The sequence below is a fragment of the Solidesulfovibrio fructosivorans JJ] genome (genome assembly GCF_000179555.1).
Taxonomy (GTDB): domain Bacteria; phylum Desulfobacterota; class Desulfovibrionia; order Desulfovibrionales; family Desulfovibrionaceae; genus Solidesulfovibrio; species Solidesulfovibrio fructosivorans.
The window spans coordinates 20158-41107 of sequence record NZ_AECZ01000009.1; the positions used below are offsets into that span (position 1 = coordinate 20158).

Consider the following 20950-nt stretch of genomic DNA (forward strand, 5'->3'; position numbering starts at 1 on the left):
CGGGGCGGTTTCCCGAAATCGCGTCGTTACGCGCCGGCCAGGGGCAGGCGCACCACCCGGACGGCTCCATTCAGCGCCGCTTCCCCGCCGTACGGCGCAAGCTCCGCCTCGGGCAGGACGAGGTCGAGATTGGCCGGTCCCATGAAACGCACCTCCACGAAACCCGCTTCCCGGGTCACGCTGACGGTCAGGCTCACGTCGTTCGGCGTCTGGGACAGAAGCGAGCCGAAGGCCCGCACCATGGCCTCGTGTCCGGCCAGCACGGGAAAAGATCCCGGCGGCGGGGTTTCCAGCCGCGCCGTCACCGTCTTGGCCCGAAACAGCGGCGCATGGGTGGCCATGGCCTGCTTGAGGGCGGACAGCGCGTCGCTGGCCGCGGCGGCCCTTGCGGCGGCGTAGCGGTCGCGGGCGGCGGCGAGCAGGTCGTCGATGATGGCCTTCATGTCGTCGGCGGCGCGAACCACGGCGCTTAGGGCCTTGGCCATGGCCGTGCCGTCCAATCCGTCCGCAGGGGCCGGAGGATTTTCCGGCGCGCCGTCCGGCCGTTCGGTGAGCATGGTCAGCGCCGTTTCGGCGAATCCGCGCACCTTGGTCAGGGGCGTGCGCAGGTTGTGGGAGGCGTCGATGACGAAGTCCCGGAAAATGCGGTCCATGGTCGCGGCCTCGGTCACGTCGTGAAAGGTGACCACGCGGCCGGCCGTGTCCGGGTCGCCGGGCAGCGCCGCCACGGTCACCTCGGTCACCCGGGTGTTTTGCAGTTCGAAGCGCCCCACGCGTTGGGCCACGCCGGCCTCCGGGTCGAAGGCGGCCAGGGAGCGCTCCACGCAAAGGGGCATGCCTGCCTCGAGGGGCGAGCGGCCGACGATATCGGCCTTTTTGGGAAACATCTCCCGCAACGCCCGGTTGGCGGCCACGATCCGTTCCTGGCCGTCCAGGATAACCACGCCTTCGGCCATGCTCTCGAACACCGCTTCCTGGCGCTGGCGGTGCTCCTCGATTTCCCGGACATGGTCGCCGATGCGCTCGGCCAGCACGTTGATGGCCGCGGCCAGCGGCGCGAAATCCCGGGCCGGCACGATGTGGATGCGCCGGTCGTAGTGTCCCTGGCCCACGGCCGCGACCACGTTGGCGATTTCACCGATGGAGCGGGACATGCCGCGCGCCAGGCCGAAGGCGGCCACGCCCCCGGCCAGAAACACCAGGGCCAAAACGGCCAAGAGCGCGTCGCGAAACCGCGACAGCTCCCCGCCGAGGGCCGACACCGGCAAGGCCAGGCGCAAAATGCCCGCCGGCACGCCGTTGCCGCCGGCATAGGCCTTGGCCACGTAGACCATGTCGCGGCCGAGCGTCCTGCTTTTGCGCACGTCCTTGCCGATGCCGCCGGCTTCGGCCTGGCGCACCTCGGGCCGGCCGGCGTGGTCTTCCATGGCGGCCACGCCCTCGGCCCGCACGGCCGAATCGGCCACGACCCGGCCGGAAACGACATAGGTGAAGCGAAGGCCCAGGTGCGTGCCGAGAGTGTCGGCGAAGTGGGCCAGATCGGTTTCGGTCTTGAGGCCCGGTTCGCGGGCCAGCAGGAACGCGACCATGTCCAGGGAGGACTTGGCCCGTTGTTCCGCTTCCTCCACCAGGGCCCTTTCGGCCTGATTGGTGACGAATATGAACACCCCGCACAGGACAAGCAGGAAAAATCCCCAGGTCCAGAGAAGAAAATGCAAGCGGATGGAACGATTGGCCATGCGTGTTCCTTATGTGGCGAAGGCGTTTCGACACTGTGACTATTTCGTGACGCAGAGATATAGGCGGCCAGGGCTCCGGGGGCAAGGGGCAACGCGGGATTCGCCCGCGCCGGCGTATGTCGCGGCGCGACGGTGCGAGGCCCTGCGGGGGGGCGAAGGGAACGTTTCCGTTTGGCGTGGGGACGGGTACAAATCCTTGTCCCGGATTCGTGACTCTTTTGCGGGCGGTACAGAATCCTGTACGCGCCAGGACGCCGGCCGCCGCGGACAGGCTCCCAAGTCGACTCTATAACATATTGAAGATGATAGAAAAAAATGTTGAGGCGGCCGAATGACGTGTTCTGGCACGGCGGCTGCTAAGGAAAAAGTATCCTTCCTCTACACAACACTTTTTGGAAAAAGGCTTTTCGGGTGGCTCCCGGAAAGCCTTTTTCATTTTGGACCCGGGCGCATCGCCGCCGGTCGGGCGTTCCCAGGTTTTCCGGGGGCGGGCCGCCACTCGCGCGGCCAGCCCGGCACGGCCGGATCGCCTCCAGGTTTTTTTGGGGTACGGGTACAAAATCCTGAACATGGGGGCGCGGGGCTTCGGCCTTGCGCAAGGGGAGAGGGGGCTTGGGAGAGGGTTTCCCGCGCCCTCCCCGCATGGCCGGGAGCGGCCCGGGCCGCTCCCGCCGTTTTTTATGCCCGCCCGGGAGCGGTCCGGCGAGGCGGCTCAGTTCAGCTTGAAGTGGATGGTCAGCAGGGCGCGGCAGGGCACGGGCCGGCCGCCTCGTTTGGCCGGAAAAAAGGTGGAGGCCTTCACCGCCGCCAGCGCCGACCGGGCGAATTCCAGGCCGCTTTGCCGCACGACCTCGGCGTTTTGGAGTTCGCCCGACGCGTTTATGAAAAGGCGCAGCACCACCGAGCCTTCCTCGCCGTCGATGCGGGCGTTGGCGGGATAGCGGGGCAGGGTGCGATGGCGAAAGGTCGGGCCGTCGCCCCTGCCGAACGCGCCCACGTATTCCCCGCCGCCTCCGCCGCCGGGCCCGGTGCCGCCCAATCCCCCCGTCCCCGGACCATGCCCCGGCCCCTTGCCGCCTCCCTGGCCGTCGATTCCCGGCGCGCCTTCCCCGCTTCCCATCCCTGCTCCCTGGCCATGGCCGGCTGTTGCGGCAACGGCCGGCGCGGCTTGCGGCCTCGGTTCCGTTTTGGCCGACGCGGCCCTCCGACGGGGCTGGCGCTTGACGGCGTGTTTCGTTGCGGGCCGCGCCTTGGGCGTGGGTTCCGGCTTGGGTTTGGGCGCGACGGCCGGAGTCGGTTTGGGCTCGGGCGGCGGCGTCTTTTCCGGTGCGGGGACGGGGACGGCTTGCCGCGGCGGGGCGGCCGGTTCGGGCGGAGGACTCGGCTCCTCCGCCTGGGCCGTTGTCCGAGGCGGGGCGGGGGCCGGGGCTGGAGCTGTTTCCCCGGCCGGCCTGCCGTCGCCGCCGCCGGGCAGTTTCCCGTCCCCGCCGGAACCGCCCAGACCGCCGAGATTGAGTTCGACCACGGTTTCGAGCGGCGGCTCTTCATGGGGCAGGGTGAACACCCCGGCCGCGGCCAGCGACACCAGCAGCACGGCGTGCAGTCCAAGGGAGAGCGCGAGCCAAAGCCAGGGCGTTTCACTTTGGCGCGGCTCGTCCGCGGGCGCATTGAAAAGCGCGCTCCCTATGCTTTCCAGTTCGTCCAGACCGCACTGTTCGCAGATGAGCGGCCCGAGATCAAGATAAGCCGCGTCCTGTTCCGGATTGTGGAGCATTTGTCCGGTATAGTGTTCCATGGATACCGTGCGTGACGGACGATGAGCCGCTTGTTTGAATGGAAAACACGTTGAGCGTCACGATTTTATAAAAATCGTGTACTATTGCTATTTTGGAAACCTTCCTCTATTGGACTGCCAAAGTCAAGGTGCGCTGCTGTAGCGCCAATTTATTCCTTTTTTTATTGCTTAAAATTTTTTGCTATAACGTCTTTTTTTTGAGAGTCCCTTACTGTCATGCATATAGTATAAATCGTGATAGTGTCTACAGCAGTCAAAAGATCGTCGGGCCTTTGTGCGGGTGACTGCGCGCCTGTGGGGGGAAAGCTGCTCCCGCCGGCAAGGGCTCCGACCGGCGGCTGCAATACGGCCGGCCGCCGGCATGCAAGCCCGAGAGGGCGGGCCGTGTGGAGGGAAAGGGACCGGCGACGCGAAGCGCCGTCGGCGATGTCGGGAACCAAAGGGCTTGCGAAAGCGGGTCGACTACGGGGGGAACATGAAACGTTTCATGGTCATGGCGTTTGTTGCAGGCCTGTGCCTGACGCCGTCGCTGTCCGCCGGGCAGCAGTCGGGGGAGGCGGACACCCAGATGAGCGATATGGTGGTCACGGCCACGCGCACCGAGCAGCCGATGAAGGATGTGCCCGGCCGCGTCGTCGTCATCACCAGGCGGGAACTCAAGGAAATGCCTGTTCAGACCGTGGACGAGGCGCTTTCCTACGTTTCGGGGGCCCACGTATACCGCCCGAGCGGGGTGTTCAGCTTCAAGGCGGTGGTGTCCCTGCGCGGGCTCGGCAACGAGCAGGGCCGCACCCTGGTGCTCATCGACGGCGTGCCCCAGAACAGCTCCGACATGGGCGACGTGAACTGGAACCGCATCAACCTCGAGGACATCAAGCGCATCGAAATCCTCAAGGGGCCGGCCGCCTCGATCTACGGCAACAACGCCATGGGCGGCGTCATCAACATCATCACCGAGAAGCCGACCAAGATCGCCTCGGCCTCGGCCTCCACCACCTACGGCACCTACGACGACTGGCAGGTGCGGGGCGTGGCCGCCCTGCGTACCTCCGAGGAGCCCAAGGCCCTCTATCTGCGGGCCTCCGCCCGGTACCACAACTCGCCTGGCTACATGGCCACGCCGAGCGACGAGCAGACACCCTTTTCGGTCAATTCCTTCATTCGGGAAAAGACGCTCAACATCAAGGCCGGCTGGGACATCAACGAAAGCAACAATCTGGAATTCCAGTACACCAAGGACAACCAGAAAGCCGGCGAGGGCACGGAATACTTCGCCTACGACGGCAAGAACCGGGGCTACGACACCGACGCTTGGCAGGGCAAGTTCACCGGGTCCTGGGGCGGTTGGTCCGCGATGGTGAACGCCTATTTCCAGGATGTGCACTACGACCGCACCAACGAATCCTGGTCGGACTACACGAACATAGACGCCTACAGCCGCACCGATTCCAAGGTCGATCGCAAAAACTACGGCCTGCTGACCAACCTGTCCAAGGTCGTGGGTTTCAACACCTTCACCGTGGGCTTCGACTACAGGCTCGGCATCATGGACGGCACGGACTATGGCCGCACCGATCCTATCTTCGCCACGGACTACGGCAAGATCCGCAGCTACGGCATCTTCGGCCAGGATCAGCTCAAGTTCCTGGACGACAAGCTCATTTTCCTGGCCGGCCTGCGCTACGACAACGCCACCACCTTCGACGGCCACTACGACACGAACATCGCCAAGCTGAGCAAGTACACCGAGTATTATCCCGATCATACCTGGGACGACTGGAGCCCCCGCGCCTCGGTCAAATACTTCTTCCTGGACAACCTGAGCGCCTACCTGTCCTACGGCCACGCTTTCCGCGCCCCGCTTCTCGACGACATGTACCGCACGGGCAAGATGAAGGGCGGCTCCAAGATCTCCAATCCGTCGCTCGGACCGGAAAAGCTCGATACCTACGAAGTCGGCTCGGACTGGCAGCCGCTGGAAAACGTGCGCCTGTCGGGATCGGGCTATTTTTCCGTGGGGCGTGATTTCCAGTCCTACGTGACGGTCCTCCCCGGCATCTTTCAGAAGCAGAACATCGGCGAAGTGCAGATCTGGGGCATGGAGCTCAACGGCGAATGGGACCCCTTCAAGTTCCAGGACATCGACGTGCTCAAGCGGTTCACGCTCTTCGCCAACTACACTTTCAACGATTCGCGGGTGGCCGACTTCCCGGGCCGGCCGGATCTCGTGGGCAAGCTGTTGCCCTATGTGCCGCAGAATTCGTTCAATGGCGGTTTCAATTGGCTCAACAAGTACGTCAACGCCAAGTTTGCCGTGCAGTACGTGGGGCTCATGTACGGCGACGACCTCAATACCGACGCCAACATCATTCCGCCCCATGCCCTGGTCAATGCCAAGCTTTGGCGTAATCTGGATTTTCTGGGCGGCTACGGCAAGAACTTCACCGTGTCGCTTTCCGGCGAGAACCTGCTCGACCACCAGTATGTCGACGCGCACAACCCCAACACGTTAAACCCCGGACGGATGCTCTTTATGGAACTGTCATGCAAGTTCTGAAAAAGCGCGGTCTGACCACGGCCCAGGTCGTTTTCTTCGCCTCCATGGTGGCGCTTGATTTCGGCTGGGGCATGGTCTTCAAGACCGCGCTGCAAATGACGGCCATTCACGCGGTGGCGCGACTGGAAATGGTCGTTTCGGTCATGCTCATGGTGATAACGCGTCTGATGCTCGATCGCTTCGGCACGCTTATCGCCTATGAACTGGCCTGGGGCCTCCTGGCCGCCGTCTTCATGCCGGCGGCCGGGGGCGACCCCGGTTTCATGAAGCTCGTGCCCGCGGCCGTCCAGGGCCTGGTCTACGACGCGCTTTTCACCTGGCTGCGAAACTCCATGCCCCTGGGTCGGGCCTACGTGGCCATGCTGGTCGGCGGGCTCATCGGCCCAAGCGCCGCCATGGTCGCGCGCGTGGCCATGGGCATGCCCTGGGCCACGGCCTCGCAAGTCCTTTTCGGCATCTCCCTGGTCACTTCGCTCGGCATCAACGCCCTGGGCGTGTGGCTGGCGCTCACGGTCTGGAAACGGGTCGGCGGCCTGGCCGCCGTGGCCATGCTGCGGCTGCGGACATGATCGAACTGGAGGGCGTATCCTTTGTGCCCGTCGGCGCGGACCGGCCCATCCTGGCCGACGTGAGCCTGCGCATCGCCGCGGGCGAGCGGGTGGGCATCGTCGGTCCCTCTGGCGCGGGCAAATCCACCCTGGGTTATCATCTGTGCGGGGCGCACCGGCTGGCCCTGGCCGGCGAGACCACGGGCGTGCTGCGCTACGACGGCGCGGACGGGACGGAAGGCGCGCCGTGCGGGTTTGCCGGGCTGGTCGGCCAGAACCCCGAGGCCCAGCTTTTTTGCCGCACGGTCTACGAGGAGCTGGCCCTGGCCCTGCGCGTGCGCGGCGAGGACGAAACGCGCTGCGCCGCCGTGGCCGACGCGCTTCTCGACCGCTACGCTTTCGGCGCGCGCCGCGATGCCCCCGTTTCCAAGCTGTCCCTCGGCCAAAAGCAGCTGACCGCCGTCCTGTCCATGCTGGCCATGGAACCCAGGGTGCTGCTTCTCGACGAGCCCACCAGCTACCTGGACGCCGCCGCCGCGGACCGGCTCTTCGCCCATCTTGGCCGCCTGTGCCGCTGCCACGGCTGGATCGTCCTGGTCATCGAGCACGACCTGGCCCGGCTGTCCGGGTTCGCCGAGCGGGTGCTGTCCGTGGCCGACGGCAGGCTCGTGGCCGACGGCCCCTTCGAGGCCCACGCTTCCGACGGCGATCCGGCCATGGCCGCGCCCCTGCCGCCTTTCGCGCCGGTCGATGCCGCCGGGGAGCCGGCCGTCGCTTTTTCCGACCTCTCCTTCGCCTACGCCAAGGGCGAGCCGGTGCTGCGGGACATCGATCTGGCCGTGCGGCCGGGGGAATCCGTGGCCCTGCTCGGTCCCAACGGCGTCGGCAAATCGACTCTGCTGCGCCTGGCCAAGGGACTTTCCAAACCGGGTTCCGGTACGGTCCGCCTCGGGGAGGGGCTTCTCCCGTCGCGCGACGTGGGCCTCATGTTCCAAAATCCCGAGGACCAGATCTTCGCCCATACCGTGGAGGCCGAGTGCGGCTACTGGCTGGCCAACCTGGGCGTGCCCCGGGAGGAACGGTCCCGGCGTTGCGGCGACGTGCTCGCCGGCCTGGGACTTTCCGGCATGGACGAGCGGGCGCCGTTTTCCTTGAGCTTCGGCGAGAAGCGCCGGTTGTGCCTGGCCGCCGTCCTCGTGGCCGGGCCGGCCGTGTTGTGTCTGGACGAGCCCACGACCGGCCTCGACGACGCCAACATGGTCCACATGGCCGGCATCGTCCGGCGACTGGCCGGGGAGGGCAAGGCCATCCTCTTCGCCACCCACGAGGGCGCCTTCGCGGCCATGGCCGCCACGCGCTGGGTGCGGCTCGAAGAAGGCCGCATCGTTTCCGACGGACCAAACCCCCATCTTACGAGCCATGATCGCCACGCTTAAAAACGCCTCGGCCCTGGGCAAGTGCTTCTTTGCCGTGTCCCTTTCCGTCTATGCCTTTTATTGCCAGGACTGGCGGGTGCTGCTCGGACTGATCGCCCTTTTGGCCGGGCTGCTCGCCGCTTCGGGCGACTGGGACAAGAGCGTGTGGGTGATGTTCGTGGTCTTTGCCGCCTCGTTGCCCACGCTGCTGGTCATTTTCGTTCTCGGCGGCGTGGAGGAGGCTTCCACCTGGCGCGAGGGCGTGTGGCTCGGTCTTTCCTGGCTGTCCGTTTTCTCCCTGCGCCTTTTCCTGCTTGTTTTGGCCGATATCCTGGTGGTCAAGTGGACGACCTTTTCCGACCTGCTCCTGTCCCTGCGCGGGGTGCATCTGCCGGGCAAGGCGGTCCTTTTCGTCTCCACCCTGGTCACCATGGTCCCGAACGTCTTTTCCCTGGCCATGCACGTCGTCACCGTGCAGCGCTGCCGGGGCTTCGAGCCGAAACGGCTGGTGAACCCGAAAAACATTCTGCCGCTTTTCGTGCCGGTCTTCCTGGCCCAGGTGAAGCGCTCCACGGACCTGGCCCTGTCCCTCGAAATGCGGGGCATTTCCGGCAATGCCCTGGGGCGCGGGGCCAGATTCCGGCTCACGCCTGGCGATGCGGTGCTGGGCGTTGCGGCGATTCTTATCTGGTTTCTGGGCCGGGGCTGGGCTTGACGCCGCCTGCCCTTGATGCTGCGATACAATGCGACCGCGCGGATCAGGCGCGGCAAGGAGCGATGCGATGGAATGCGGTTTTTGCGAACGGCGCTGCCGGCTCGGACCGGAAAGTTTCGGTTACTGCCGGATGTACCGGGCCGGGGATAACGGCGTGGAGGAGCGATTCCCGGACAGGTGGTGCGCCACCGCCGTCTCCCGGGTGGAAACCGTGCCCTTTTACCATGCCTGGCCCGGAGCGCGCTGCCTCATCATCGGCACGGCCGGCTGCAACTTCGACTGCCGCTATTGCTCCAACGCCGAAGTGGTCAAGGTCGATCCGGCCGGCCTGAGCGACATCATGCTCGAACTGTCCCCCAAGGCGTTGGTGGACAAGGCCCGCAAGCACGGCTGCCACGCCATCGTCTTTTCCGTCAACGAACCCACGGTCTCGCTGCCGAGCCTCGAACAGGTGGCCCGGGAAGCCCGGGACGCGGGCATGCCCATGGGCTGCCTGACCAACGGCTACGCCACCGTTGCGGCGACCGAGCGGCTGGCGGAGGTCTTCTCCTTCGTCAACGTGAGCCTCAAGGGCCTGTCGCCTGATTTCTGCAAGGAGTATCTGGGCGTGCCCGACGCCGGGCCGATCCTGCGCAACATCGAGGCCCTGGCCCGCAAGGTCCATGTGGAGGTGACCACGCCCGTCATCGAAGGCGTCAACGACCACGAGCTCGACGCCATGGCCGTTTTTCTGGCCGGCATCCGCCGCGACATCCCCTGGCACGCGTTCCGCCTTTTGCCGGAATACAAGATGCAACGGGAAGACTACCCGAGCATCGAGGCCATAAGCGCCAAGATCGAGGACTGCGGCCGCCGGCTCGATTACGTCTATTTCCACAACTTCATCGGTTCGCGCTGGGTCAACACCCGCTGCCCGTCCTGCGGCGCGGTGGCCATCGAGCGCCATAGCCTGGGCTGCGGCGGCGACAAGCTCGACACCTTCCACTGCCATGGCGACGCCTGCCCGTCCTGCGGCGCGCGCATCTCCCTGTGCGGCTCCCATATGGCCTGGAACATCAAGGAGGCTTCGGCATGAGTCTGGCCATTCTCGACGCGCGGCAATGGCAGCAGGTGGTGGACCTGCAAAGCGGCCGACCGACCGAGTCGGACGCGCCAGTGACCGGCATGGTCAAGGGCCTCCTCGACCGCCATCCCTTTCCCGGCGACCGCGACCGGGGCAGCAACGCCTGGGTCACGGACACGACCCTGGACCTGATCGACCGCTACGATCCGGGGTTCGCCTTCCTGTCCTATTCCCAGCAGTATTATTCCTGCCGCTACAGCCCGCTTACCCCCGAGGAGCGCCGGGAACACGTGGCCGGCGCGTTCGCCGAGGCGGCCCGCTTCGCCGCGGCGTCCGGCATGACCACCGTGCTGGTCGGCACGGGCGAGCTTGTGCCGGCCGAGACGCCCATCGACCTGGAAAACCTGGACGGCCTGGCCGTGACCAGCAACTGGTGCGCCCACTATGCCGGGCTCTACGACCTGTCGCCCCGTGACCACGACACGCTCCGCCATCATCCGAGCCTTTCGCGCATCGTCTCGAAACAGGATATCCTCGACCTCTTCGGCGGCGGCCCGGCCGACGGAGACCGGTTGCCCGAGTACATGGCCGTGGCCGCCACCGGCGGCTATTTCAAGGGCACGTCCCTGCGCCGGCTGCTCATGATCCCGGAGCCGAGCGCCGTGATTCCGGTCTCGGCCAACCTCGGCCCCGTCGCCTCCCTCACCGGCATCCGGGCGCAAATCCTTTCCCGGCTCGCCGCCGGGGAACGCATGGCCCTGGCCCTTGTCGAAGGCGTGGGCTGCGCGGAATTCGGCGTGCCGGCAACGACCTGCGCCAACGGCCTGGACTGGTTTCGTTACGAACCCGGCGACGCCCAGTTCCTGGCCATATCCACCGGCCGGCACCCCATTTTCCAGCACAACGGCGGCTACCGCTATTACCTCGACGACGACGAACGCAAACCCTACCCGTTTTCCGGATACTTCACGGAAATCCCCCCCGACACCATCGGTGCAGCCTACAGCGGCCGCAGTATCGCCGTGGGCAACCGCAGCATGTTCATGCACGTGTGCACCGGTTGCGACGTGACCTGCGAATGCTTCGCCCGTAACCTCTACAACCAAGGCCTCATGGCCGTTATCCATCGTCAGGATAAGATGGAGATGAAATAGGATTTGTAATGTGACCGGGGGGAACCCTTTTCTGAAGAAAAGGGTTCCCCCCGGACCCCCTTCCCAAAAGACTTTTATAAAAGTTAACCGGTTAATATTTATCCAGTTGTAAATTCACCAAGTTATAAAGTTTAGGAAGGGGAGAGCGCGAGAGGGGAGAACCCTTTTTAAAGGGTTTCCCCTCTCGCATCCTCTTTCCCCTTCATAAGGATCTTCGCATGCGCGACAATGAGGTAGCGGGGTTTCTGGCCATCAGCCGGGAGGTGTTCGCGCCGGTCTATCCCTATTACGCCGCGCGCTTCGTTCGGGAATCGGGCCTGCGCGGCGGGCGTTGCCTCGACCTCGGCTGCGGCGGCGGGGACCTGGGGCTGGCCGTGCTCGGGCTGGGGGCCTTCGAGGCTATTTTGTACGACAAGTTGCCGGCCATGTTGGTCGCGGCCCGGGACAACGCGGCCGGGCGCGGCATGGCCGACCGGACGCGGGTGCTGCTCGGCGATGTGGCCGCGCTGCCGCTGGCCGACGGGTGCGTGGATCTGGTCGTCAGCCGGGGCTCGGTGATGTTCTGGGACGACCTGCCCAGGGCATTCCGGGAGGTGCGGCGGGTGCTCACGCCGCAAGGGCGGGCCTATCTCGGCGGCGGACTTGGGTCGCCGGCCATGCGCGAGGCCATCTGCGAACAAATGGTCGGACGCCATCCGGCCTGGGCCAACGGCGTGCCGCCGCACCGGCCTGGCACCGACCCGGAGACCCATGCCCAGATGCTGCGCGCCGCCGGCATCGACGACTTCGTCATCGAGCCCGACGACACCGGCCACTGGCTCAGTTTCGGGGGAGAGTGAAAGAGCCGGGGGGAACCTTTCTGAAGAAAGGTTCCCCCCGGACCCCCTTCCAAAGACTTTTAATAGAATAAAATTAAGTAGATCGAACTAATTCAGCTATAAGGTTTAGGAATGGGAGAGCGCGAGAGGGGAGAACCCTTTGCAAAAGGGTTTCCCCTCTCGCACTTTTCCTCAACTCTTCTTTTCTTCCTCGGCCACCACGCCGAGCCTGTCCACGCCGGCGGCTTTGACCACGCCCATGACCGCAACCACGGTGCCGTAGGGCACGGCCTTGTCGGCCCGGAGAAAGAGCTGTTTTTTCTGGGCGCTCACGAGCTGTCGCACCTGACCTTCCAGGTCGCCGAGTTCCACCTGGTACTTGTCGAGATAGAGGCTTCCGTCGGCCTTGATGGTCAGGACCACGCTTTCGTTTTCCTTGGGCAGCACGGAAACCGCGCGGGTCTGGGGCAGGTCGACCTGCAGCCCCTGGGTCATCATGGGCGCGGTGACCATGAAGATGATGAGCAGCACCAGCATCACATCCACGAAGGGCGTGACGTTGACCTCGCCGAGGAATTTTCCCGAGCCGCCCGTCATCATGGCTATGCCCCTCCGACGGCGCTACGCGGTTCCTGTTCCCGCGAGGCCGTGACGGGAGCCCAGCTGACCTCGCGCTGGATGCGGTTGAGGAACGCGCCGGCGAAATTGACCAGTTCCCGCTCGATGGTCTGCATGTAGCCGAGGAAGAAGTTGTAGGCGATGACGGCCGGGATGGCGACGGCCAGGCCGATGGCCGTGGCGATGAGCGCCTCGGAGATGCCCGGGGCCACGGCGGCCAGGGCGGCGGATTGCATGAGCCCGATGGAGTGGAACGAGTTCATGATGCCCCAGACCGTGCCGAACAGGCCGATAAAGGGCGTGGCGTTGGCACAGGTGGCCAGGAAAGGCAGGGTTTTCGAGAGGTTGCCAAGCTCCTCGGTCACGCCCTGCCGCAGCACGCGGCGGATGTTGTCCATGGCCACGCGGCCTTTTTCGTCCGGTTGCATGGGGGCGTCCTCCATGCGCACGAGTTCGGCGAAGGCCAGCCGGCCCACGTGAAAGGAAGGCGAGGCGCGGGATTCCCCGAGTTCCCGCATGGCCGTGCGCAGGGTGTCGGCCTTTTGGAAGCGGACGTAATCCCGGGCCGCCTCCCGTTTGGCCCTGGTCAGGGTGAAGATTTTGACCAGGATGATGCTCCAGCAGCCCACGGACATGGCCGCCAGGACGCTCAAGACAAAAAGGACCGTGGGTGTGGCGTTGGACAGCATGCCTAAAAAACCGGCATGCGGCGTCAGTCCGTTCATCGGGCTCCCCCTGGATGATGTGCGATGCGGTATGGTCGCGGGTTTGCGGGCGGCGCGGAAAAGACCATGCACCAGTCGTCTATCTTGGATCGGTTCAGCGAATATGCGCTTTATCGCAATATGGAGGAGCGGCCGCAGCGCGTCAAGTGACACGCTTTTATAAAAAATAGTTCTTGCGGCGGACGCGGGAACAGACATGCGGGAGTGGATCGTTTCCGGGAAAGGGCTTACAATATCGTTTCCGCCATACATATATTCCTGTGCGTCATGGAATCCGGTGCGCGTTACAGCGGTGTTTGGCCTGGCGAAACGTGTTCGCCGAGGAGGCGGGTCGGGCAGGGCGGCCCCGCGTCTCTCGGAAGGGGGGCCGGGCGGGCGTTGGACAGCGACCGGGCGGCATGCCCGTCAAAAGCCCTTGGCGTCCGGGGGCGTCTCCAGTAATATGAAAAGAAAGACCGTATCGGGTTTGGGCCTCGACGTCACGGTGGGCCGGTTACGCCCCTGCGGGACGTCGGGCATTTTAGGACGGAACCGCGTGTAACAGCGTGTGCGATAGGGAAGGAGGGAACCATGCGCGTGGCTTTTGTGGGAGACTCGCTGATCGTCGGCGTGGGTGATCCCTGCTATCTCGGCTGGGTGGGACGGCTTTGTGCCGCCGCGTCCACGGCCGGGCTTGCGCTGACCATGTACAACCTCGGCGTGCGCTCCGAGACGAGCCGGCACGTCAAGAATCGGGCCGGACGCGAATTGCCGCCGCGCCTGCTCCCCCGCGACGAGGCCCGGGTGGTGCTGTCGTTCGGGGTCAACGACGCCAAGGTGGAAAACGGCCGGCGCAAGGTGGAACTGGCCGAGTCGGTGGACAACCTTTTTGCCTGCGCCACCTACGTTTCCAAGCTGTGCCCGCTGCTGGTGGTCGGACCGCCGCCGGTGCTCGACGACGCCCACTGCGCACGGGTGGAGGAGATTTCCGACGCCTTTGCCAGGGCCTGCGACGATATGGGCGTGGCCTATCTGGAAATGTACCGGGCGCTGGGCCACGATGCGACCTACCGCAACAGCCTGGTTGCGGGCGGCGACGGCTACCACCCCGAAGCCGCCGGCTACGCGGCCATGGCCACGCGCGTCGAGGCATGGGACGCCTGGCGCGCTTGGTTTCGATGCTGAAGATCTCTTAAAAAATGAGCTGGGGGGAAACTTTTTTGGAAAAAAGTTTCCCCCCGGACCCCCTTTCAAAAAACTTTTACCGGTTACGGCATGTTGCCATTGTTCCACCCATAACCGTTAAAAATTTTGGGGAGGGGAGAGCGCGAGAGGGGAACCCTTTTTTCAAAAAGGGTTCCCCTCTCGCACGTTTCTCATTTCTTCATCTCCTCAATTCCAACGCCGCCACCACTTCGATGTGGGCGGTGTGGGGGAAGAGGTCCACGGGCGTGACCTGGGTGAGTGTGTAGAGGTCGCTTAGGATTTTGAGGTCCCGGGCCAGGGTGGCCGGGTTGCAGGAGACGTAGACGAGCTTTTCCGGCGCGGCGTCCATGACGGCGGCAAGGGTTTGTCCGTCCGCCCCGGCGCGCGGCGGGTCAAGGGTCACGACCGCCGGTTTGGTCGCGGCCAGGTCGGCAAGGACCGTTGCCGCGTCCCCGGTCTTGAACACGCAGTTTTCGCGTTCGGAAAGCTTGGCCGATTTTTGGGCGTCGGCCACGGCCCGCTTGTCCGCCTCCACGCCGTAGACCGTCTCGAAGCCGGGGGCCAGGGCCAGCGCGATACCGCCGCAGCCGCAGTAGACGTCCCAGAGCGCCCGGTCCGGGGCCGTGCCGGCCGCTTGGGCCACCACGGCATAGAGTTTTTCCGCCGCCGTGGTGTTGGTCTGGGCGAAGGCGTCGGCCGAGATGCGAAGCCGCACGTCCCCGATGCGCTCCTCCAGGTGGTCGGTGCCGAGGGCGAAGACCTGCCGCTCGCCGATGGCCACGGTCGTGGGGGCGCGGCGCACGGAATGGACGAAGCCCGAGACGTCGGGAAAGCGTTCCAGCAGGGCTTCGCCGAAATGATGGGCGGCGTCGCCGGCCCGTCGCGAGGGGCCGGTGATCAGATGAACGAGCCGGCCGCCGGTGGCCAGGGAGCGGCGCACCACGAGGTGTCGCCACACGCCCTTGCCCGTGCGCGGATCGTAGGCGGCAAGGCCCGTGGCGGCGCAGGCCTCGCGGGCGAAGGCCAGGATATCGCCGGTCCGGTCGTCCATGAGCAGGCATTTTTCGATGTCGAGCACCCGGCCCGGGCGCTGGCGTTCGTGCAGTCCCAGATGCAGCCGGCCGGCAAAGGCGAACTCCATCTTGTTGCGGTAGCCGTACGTTTCCGGCGAGGCCACGGCGGGGGCGACATCCACGTCCCGAAGTCCGCCCAGGCGGGAGAGGGTTTCGGCCACTTGCTGGCGTTTCCAGAAAAGCTGGGCCGCATAGTCCAGGTCCTGGTGCAGGCAGCCGCCGCAAACGCCGAAATGGGGACAGGGGGCGGCCACGGCCTGCGGCGCGGGAGTCAGCGTCTCCACGGCCCTGGCCTCGGCAAACCCCTTTTTGACCCGCGTCACCTTGGCCCGCACCGTGGCCCCGGGCAACCCGCCGTCCACGAACACCACCAGCCCGTCCACCCGGGCCACACCCTTGCCGCCAAACGCCAGCCGGTCAACGGTCAGCGTCAGTTCCGTGTCTTCTCGCATGTCCATGCCCGGCCTTATGCGCGAGCCCGGCCCCGGACGCAAGGGCGCAGGCGCGGGGGCGGGGGCGGCCGCCATTTCGAGTGCCGCCTAACCAATTGCCTCGGCGGGAAATTTCGGCTAGGGGGTGAAAGTCGGAGGAGGTCGATGACACGCAAGCATATCCTTATCGCCAGCCTGGTGTGCCTTTTCCTGACCCTCGCCGTGGCCGGCATGGGGTATCGGGCCAAAAGCGACACCGAGGCCGTGGTCACCGACCAGTTCAACAACCAACAGTTGTTGCTGGCCCAGAAGATTGCCGGCGACATCACCGACCATTTCGCTTTTCTGCGCACCTGCCTGCAAGGCCTGTCGCTGATGTGGCGCGAGGAAACCGCGGCCGACGCCAAGCCGTGGCTGGCCATGCCGGCCTTTTACGACATCTTCGCCCAGTGGAACGTGACGGCGCTTGGGGTGTTGCGGCCCGGGCACGACACGCCCATGTTTTATGACGCCTCGGGCACGCCCTTGTCCGGGCCGGGACTGTGCCCGGGCTGGTGCCACGACCTTTTCAGCGGTTCCCCCAACATCGGCCGCATTGCGCTCAGTCGCGTGTATTCCCCGGACAAAGGCCCCTTTGCCGGGCGTCTGCTGGTGAACATGACCATGCCCCTGGCGGATGACTCCGGCAGCGTGGGCGGGTTGGTTCTCGTGGTCGACGCCGCCGCCGTGGCCGCCCGCTACGCCCATGACGTGCGCTCCGGCGAGACCGGCTATGCCTGGGTCATCGACGACAAGGGCGTTTTTCTCGACCACTATGACAAGGCCTTTATCGGCCACGATTCCCTGGCCGTGCGCCGGCAGCGCGATCCGGGCATCGACTGGTCGCGGCTGACCTGGCTCGTCAATACGCGGATTCTCAAAGGCGCGCAGGGCACGGACTGGTACATCTCGGGCTGGCACCGGGGCCGCACCGGCGTGATCCGCAAATTCGTGGCCTACTGTCCGGTGCGTCTGGACGCCGGCGAGGACCGGGCCAACCGCTGGGCCGTGGCCCTGGCCGCGCCCGAGCAGGAAGTGCAGGGCATCATCGGCCGGCTGGTGGTGCGTCAGTGGCTCATTGTCGGGCTGTTCGAGCTGGTGGTCTTCGCCGGGTTCGCCATGACCATGCATCTGGCCCTGCGCTGGTCCAAGACCCTGGAACGCGAGGTGGACAAGACCTCGCGGGAGTTGCTCGGGGCCCAGGAAAAGCTGATCCGGGCCGAGCGCTTCGCGGCCATCGGCGAGGCGGCGGCGCGGCTGACCCATGAGATAAAAAATCCGCTCATGCTCATGGGCGGGTTCGCCAACCAGGTGCGCCGGCATCTGCCCGAGAAGGCGGCCGACGCCGAAAAACTCGGCATCATTGAGGAGGAGGCCAAGCGCCTGGAATCGCTCCTGACGGAAGTGCGCGATTTCACCCGCCCCGCCCCGCCCCAGATCGAGCCCCGGGACTTCAACGCCACGGTCAAGGAGTCGCTGGCCATCATGGCCGAGGCCCTGTCCTCGCGCTCCATCGAGGTCACGAGCCGGCTGGACGGGGATATGCCTCCCGTGCCCCATGACGCGGCCCGTCTCAAGCAGGTCTGCATCAACCTCATCAAAAACGCCGCCGAGGCCATGGAAACGGGCGGCAAGCTCACGATCGTCACCCAGGCGGTCGGGGGCAAGGCCCGGCTCATCGTGGCCGACACCGGCGGCGGCATTGCCGACGACGTGCGCCAGCGGGTGTTCGACCCCTTTTGCACCACCAAGGAATCGGGCACGGGCCTGGGCTTGGCCGTGTGCCAGCGCATCATCGAGGACCATCACGGCGAGATCGGATTCACGAGCGCCGCCACGGGCACGACCTTTACCGTGGATCTGCCCCTCGGCGGCTAGCCCTTGGGCGTCGGGTCGCGGTTTTTCCCCGGGGCCTGTTCTTCGGCCCGAACCCGGCCGCGTCCAGGCAGGCGAAAATATTGGGATGCAGCGCGTCGTCAAGCATGCTGTCCGGTTCGTTGGCGTCGTAATAGCCGCACCAGATTTCCTCGAACAGGCTGTGCGGCAACCGCGACAGGTCCGCCACGCCAAGCCGGCACAAGACCGGCCGGCCGCGCTGCCAAGAGCGGGCCTCGTAGAAATACTGCCCCCGGTGGTTGACCTTGGCTTCGAAACGGCAGTCGGCGAGCAGGACGCCGATCAGCCGGGCCCCTTCATCGAGCGAATACCCCATGCCGGTCATGCGCTATCCTCCTTCTTGTGGCAACAATGCCTGCTTGTCGCGTCCGTGCGGGCGTCCGCCACGGCGCGGCTTATTTGATTTCCCCGGTCTTTTGCGGCGCGGGGCTCTTTGGGGGCGTGAAAGCGGCGGCTTCGCGGCCGTCCGGGGTGTCGGGGTGCAGCCGGGACGGGCCGAAGAAACGCTTGGCCCAGGCACCGGCCTGGCGGCGTGACGAGATAGATGCTTGGGACAGCATGGCTTTTTCTCCTGCGTTGCGGATGTCCGGCCGCGGCCGGTTAATGGAATCAGTCTATAGCGATAATGAAATTCATTGTCAATTGCAATCCCGTGACGATTTGCCGTCCAAGGCGTCGGGAGGCATGGCGTCGGCTCCGGCCGCGGGTTGCCGGCGAGGGCGAGAAGGGCTACGTATGGCCGCAACTTGTCGCAGGAGGTCCGCATGGCCGCGTTTCGCCTGGCATTGTGCCAGATCAACCCCACGGTCGGGGACGTCGGGGGCAATGTGGCCAAGGTTTTGGCCGGGCTTGACCAAGCCCGCCGGATCGGGGCCGATCTCGTGGTTTTTCCGGAAATGGTCGTCCCCGGCTATCCGCCGGAGGACTTGCTGCTCAAATCCGATTTCGTGGACGCCTGCATGGCGGGCGCGCGGCGCATCGCCGGTCAGGCCCGTGGGCTGACGGCGGTTTTCGGCTGTCCGTGGTTCGAGGACGACCTCGTAAACGCCGCCATCGTCGCCCATGACGGGGAGATCGCCGGCATCACGGCCAAGCGCTATCTGCCCAACTACGGCGTGTTCGACGAGAACCGCTATTTCGCCACGGGCCGGGGCAGCGCGGTCTATGATCGGGACGGATTCGTTTTCGGCGTAAGCGTGTGCGAGGACATCTGGTATCCGGGCGGGCCGCCGGCCGAACAGGCTCACGGCGGCGGGGCGAGGCTTCTGGTCAATATTTCCGCTTCCCCGTACCACCGGGGCAAGGGGGCGGGCCGGGAGCGGATGCTTTCCACCCGGGCCTCGGACAACAGCGCCTACGTGGCCTATGCCAACATGGTGGGCGGCCAGGACGAGCTGGTTTTCGACGGCCACAGCGTCGTTTTCGGCCCGGACGGGGGACTTGTGGCCCGGGGGAAGCAGTTTGCCGAGGACATGGTCGTGTGCGACCTCGATCCCGGCCAGCCCCGGCGGCAGCGCCTGCTCGATCCGCGCTGTCGCAAGTGGGAGCCCGAGCTGGAGCACCGTCCCAGGCGCATAAGCCTGCCCCATGTCGCCGACGCCGTGCGCGCGCCGCTCGATGCGCCCGCTATGCCGCCGCTTTTGGACGACGTCGCCGAGGTCTACGAGGCGCTGGTCCTTTGCACCGGGGATTACGTGCGAAAATCCGGATTCGGCGGGGTGTGCATCGGGCTTTCCGGCGGCATCGACTCCTCGCTGACGGCGGTCATCGCGGCCGATGCCCTGGGGCCGGAGAATGTGTTCGGCGTGGCCATGCCCACCCGCTATTCCTCGGACGACAGCCTGGAGGACGCCAAGGAGCTGGCGGAAAAGCTCGGCATCACCTTCCACGTGGTGGCCATCGAGGAAATATTCAAGGCATTTCTCGGCACCTTGTCCCCGCTTTTCGGCGACCGGCCTTTTGACGTGACCGAGGAGAACCTGCAACCGCGCATTCGCGGCACGCTGCTCATGGCGCTTTCCAACAAGTTCGGCCGGCTGGTTTTGACCACGGGCAACAAGTCCGAGGTCGGGGTCGGGTATTCGACGCTCTATGGCGATACGGCCGGCGGTTTTTCCGTGATCAAGGACGTGCCGAAGACCCTGGTGTATGCGCTGTCGCGCTGGCGCAACGAGCGGGCCGGCACGGACCTGGTTCCGGCGCGGGTGCTGGTCAAGCCGCCGACGGCGGAGCTGCGGCCCGACCAGAAGGATTCGGATTCGCTGCCGGAATACGATGCCCTCGACCCGGTGCTGGCGGCCTATGTGGAGCGGGGGCTTTGTCCCGCGGCCATGAAGGCGGCGGGGATGGACGCGGCGGTGGTGGACCGGGTGACAAGGCTTGTGGACAGAAACGAGTATAAGCGGCGGCAGAGCCCGCCCGGGCCGAAGATCACGCCGCGCGCTTTCGGCAAGGACTGGCGGCTGCCCATCGTCAACCGCTACGATCCGCATAAAAACGGGGACTGAGGCGGCGCGGCAGGGGAGCAGCGTAGGGACCGAGAAGTGACTGCGGACCGCGGCCCAAAGCGACCGGAAGTGACCCGTTCGCAAAACCGGCTTGACGCCCCGTGACGCCGCGTGTATCTAGCTTTTCCTCACACGCGCCAGCGTAGCTCAGTTGGTAGAGCAGCTGATTCGTAATCAGCAGGTCAGGAGTTCGAGTCTCCTCGCTGGCTCCAAAAATTTCAAGGCCTTATCTCGGCAACGAGGTAAGGCCTTCGTCGTTTTTGCTAACGTATTGCGAACTCGGATCGCAACGATCGGCTCCCCCGTGCACCGAATTTAATCGTTTCCCGCCTCATACCCATACCGCTGCCGGTATAGCTGGAGGTTGGAGGCCTCTCGGTCCATGTCCTTCATCCACGGCGGTGAAGCATGCGGACTGAGTCCAGAACCCCAGTCTCTTCGTCGAAAATCGGAGGGAATCGCTGCGGGCATGACCCCAAACAGCCCTTGCTAACTCCTGCCAGCCCGATCCGAAAAGGCAAGGGCGGCTTGCCTCGCATCCTCTCCCTGGCTGCCGAGCGAACCAAGTTTTGGTATGACCATCCCAAGAAATGCCCTCTGCTGCTGACCAAAGACAACCGCAAGATCAGGAGCGAACGCCGCGAGGCATGTCTCGTAGTCTTGGAGACGCTA

The 20950-nt window shown here is 65.3% G+C and carries 17 protein-coding genes and 1 tRNA gene; 11 read left to right on the forward strand and 7 right to left on the reverse strand.

The window, feature by feature from the left end:
• Positions 1-26: 26 nt before the first annotated feature.
• On the reverse strand, positions 27-1739 hold the full coding sequence (locus DESFRDRAFT_RS08040; protein ID WP_005992867.1) for a histidine kinase dimerization/phospho-acceptor domain-containing protein: 1713 nt from the start codon (positions 1737-1739) through the stop codon (positions 27-29).
• 712 nt (positions 1740-2451) lie between these two features.
• Positions 2452-3534 (reverse strand): energy transducer TonB, encoded by a 1083-nt coding sequence (locus DESFRDRAFT_RS23100; protein ID WP_005992869.1) that lies wholly within the window; start codon positions 3532-3534, stop codon positions 2452-2454.
• 475 nt (positions 3535-4009) lie between these two features.
• On the opposite strand from DESFRDRAFT_RS23100, the gene DESFRDRAFT_RS08050 reads away from it, so the two are divergent.
• From DESFRDRAFT_RS08050 to DESFRDRAFT_RS08080, 7 genes are all read left to right on the forward strand, one after another.
• Positions 4010-6091 (forward strand): TonB-dependent receptor, encoded by a 2082-nt coding sequence (locus DESFRDRAFT_RS08050; protein WP_005992871.1) that lies wholly within the window; start codon positions 4010-4012, stop codon positions 6089-6091.
• Positions 6079-6660, forward strand: a complete 582-nt coding sequence (locus tag DESFRDRAFT_RS08055) for a hypothetical protein (protein ID WP_005992874.1) — start codon at positions 6079-6081, stop codon at positions 6658-6660. The genes DESFRDRAFT_RS08050 and DESFRDRAFT_RS08055 overlap by 13 nt, the downstream gene beginning before the upstream one ends.
• Positions 6657-8075 (forward strand): ABC transporter ATP-binding protein, encoded by a 1419-nt coding sequence (locus DESFRDRAFT_RS08060; RefSeq protein WP_005992876.1) that lies wholly within the window; start codon positions 6657-6659, stop codon positions 8073-8075. The genes DESFRDRAFT_RS08055 and DESFRDRAFT_RS08060 overlap by 4 nt, the downstream gene beginning before the upstream one ends.
• Complete coding sequence (locus DESFRDRAFT_RS08065; RefSeq protein WP_005992878.1) at positions 8059-8769, forward strand: energy-coupling factor transporter transmembrane component T family protein; 711 nt, start codon at positions 8059-8061, stop codon at positions 8767-8769. The genes DESFRDRAFT_RS08060 and DESFRDRAFT_RS08065 overlap by 17 nt, the downstream gene beginning before the upstream one ends.
• 67 nt (positions 8770-8836) lie before the next feature.
• Entirely contained in the window at positions 8837-9844 is a 1008-nt protein-coding gene (locus DESFRDRAFT_RS08070) for a radical SAM protein (protein WP_005992880.1), read from the forward strand.
• Positions 9841-10986 (forward strand): hypothetical protein, encoded by a 1146-nt coding sequence (locus DESFRDRAFT_RS08075; protein WP_005992882.1) that lies wholly within the window; start codon positions 9841-9843, stop codon positions 10984-10986. The genes DESFRDRAFT_RS08070 and DESFRDRAFT_RS08075 overlap by 4 nt, the downstream gene beginning before the upstream one ends.
• Positions 10987-11204: 218 nt before the next feature.
• Positions 11205-11825, forward strand: a complete 621-nt coding sequence (locus DESFRDRAFT_RS08080) for a class I SAM-dependent methyltransferase (RefSeq protein WP_005992884.1) — start codon at positions 11205-11207, stop codon at positions 11823-11825.
• A 171-nt stretch (positions 11826-11996) separates the two neighbouring features.
• Here the strand turns inward: DESFRDRAFT_RS08080 and tolR are convergent, their stop codons facing one another.
• Together tolR and DESFRDRAFT_RS08090 are read right to left on the reverse strand one after the other, a co-directional pair.
• Positions 11997-12410: a protein TolR gene (tolR, locus tag DESFRDRAFT_RS08085; RefSeq protein WP_081458441.1), complete on the reverse strand. Its 414-nt coding sequence runs from the start codon at positions 12408-12410 to the stop codon at positions 11997-11999.
• A complete protein-coding gene (locus DESFRDRAFT_RS08090) occupies positions 12407-13147 on the reverse strand; it encodes a MotA/TolQ/ExbB proton channel family protein (protein WP_005992887.1) in 741 nt (246 codons plus the stop codon). The genes tolR and DESFRDRAFT_RS08090 overlap by 4 nt, the downstream gene beginning before the upstream one ends.
• 570 nt (positions 13148-13717) lie before the next feature.
• On the opposite strand from DESFRDRAFT_RS08090, the gene DESFRDRAFT_RS08095 reads away from it, so the two are divergent.
• The gene (locus DESFRDRAFT_RS08095) at positions 13718-14311 is read left to right on the forward strand and encodes a GDSL-type esterase/lipase family protein (protein WP_005992888.1); all 594 of its coding nucleotides are present in this window, start codon (positions 13718-13720) and stop codon (positions 14309-14311) included.
• A gap of 199 nt (positions 14312-14510) precedes the next feature.
• Here DESFRDRAFT_RS08095 and rlmD read toward each other — a convergent pair whose 3' ends face one another.
• Entirely contained in the window at positions 14511-15863 is a 1353-nt protein-coding gene (gene rlmD / locus DESFRDRAFT_RS08100; protein ID WP_005992889.1) for a 23S rRNA (uracil(1939)-C(5))-methyltransferase RlmD, read from the reverse strand.
• Between the two features lie 138 nt (positions 15864-16001).
• Between rlmD and DESFRDRAFT_RS08105 the strand changes: the two genes are divergently transcribed.
• Positions 16002-17753, forward strand: coding sequence for a sensor histidine kinase (locus DESFRDRAFT_RS08105; RefSeq protein ID WP_005992890.1), 1752 nt, complete (start codon positions 16002-16004; stop codon positions 17751-17753).
• On the opposite strand, the gene DESFRDRAFT_RS08110 is transcribed toward DESFRDRAFT_RS08105, so the two are convergent.
• Positions 17725-18096 carry a hypothetical protein gene (locus DESFRDRAFT_RS08110; protein WP_005992891.1) on the reverse strand — a complete coding sequence of 124 codons (372 nt, stop codon included), beginning with the start codon at positions 18094-18096 and terminating at the stop codon, positions 17725-17727. The genes DESFRDRAFT_RS08105 and DESFRDRAFT_RS08110 overlap by 29 nt on opposite strands.
• A gap of 70 nt (positions 18097-18166) precedes the next feature.
• Positions 18167-18331 carry a hypothetical protein gene (locus DESFRDRAFT_RS22515; RefSeq protein ID WP_005992892.1) on the reverse strand — a complete coding sequence of 55 codons (165 nt, stop codon included), beginning with the start codon at positions 18329-18331 and terminating at the stop codon, positions 18167-18169.
• 204 nt (positions 18332-18535) lie between these two features.
• Here DESFRDRAFT_RS22515 and DESFRDRAFT_RS08120 point away from each other — a divergent pair, with 204 nt between their 5' ends.
• Together DESFRDRAFT_RS08120 and DESFRDRAFT_RS08125 are read left to right on the forward strand one after the other, a co-directional pair.
• Positions 18536-20278: an NAD+ synthase gene (locus DESFRDRAFT_RS08120; RefSeq protein ID WP_005992893.1), complete on the forward strand. Its 1743-nt coding sequence runs from the start codon at positions 18536-18538 to the stop codon at positions 20276-20278.
• A 136-nt stretch (positions 20279-20414) separates the two neighbouring features.
• Positions 20415-20490 (forward strand) — tRNA-Thr (locus DESFRDRAFT_RS08125).
• Positions 20491-20950 lie beyond the last annotated feature (460 nt).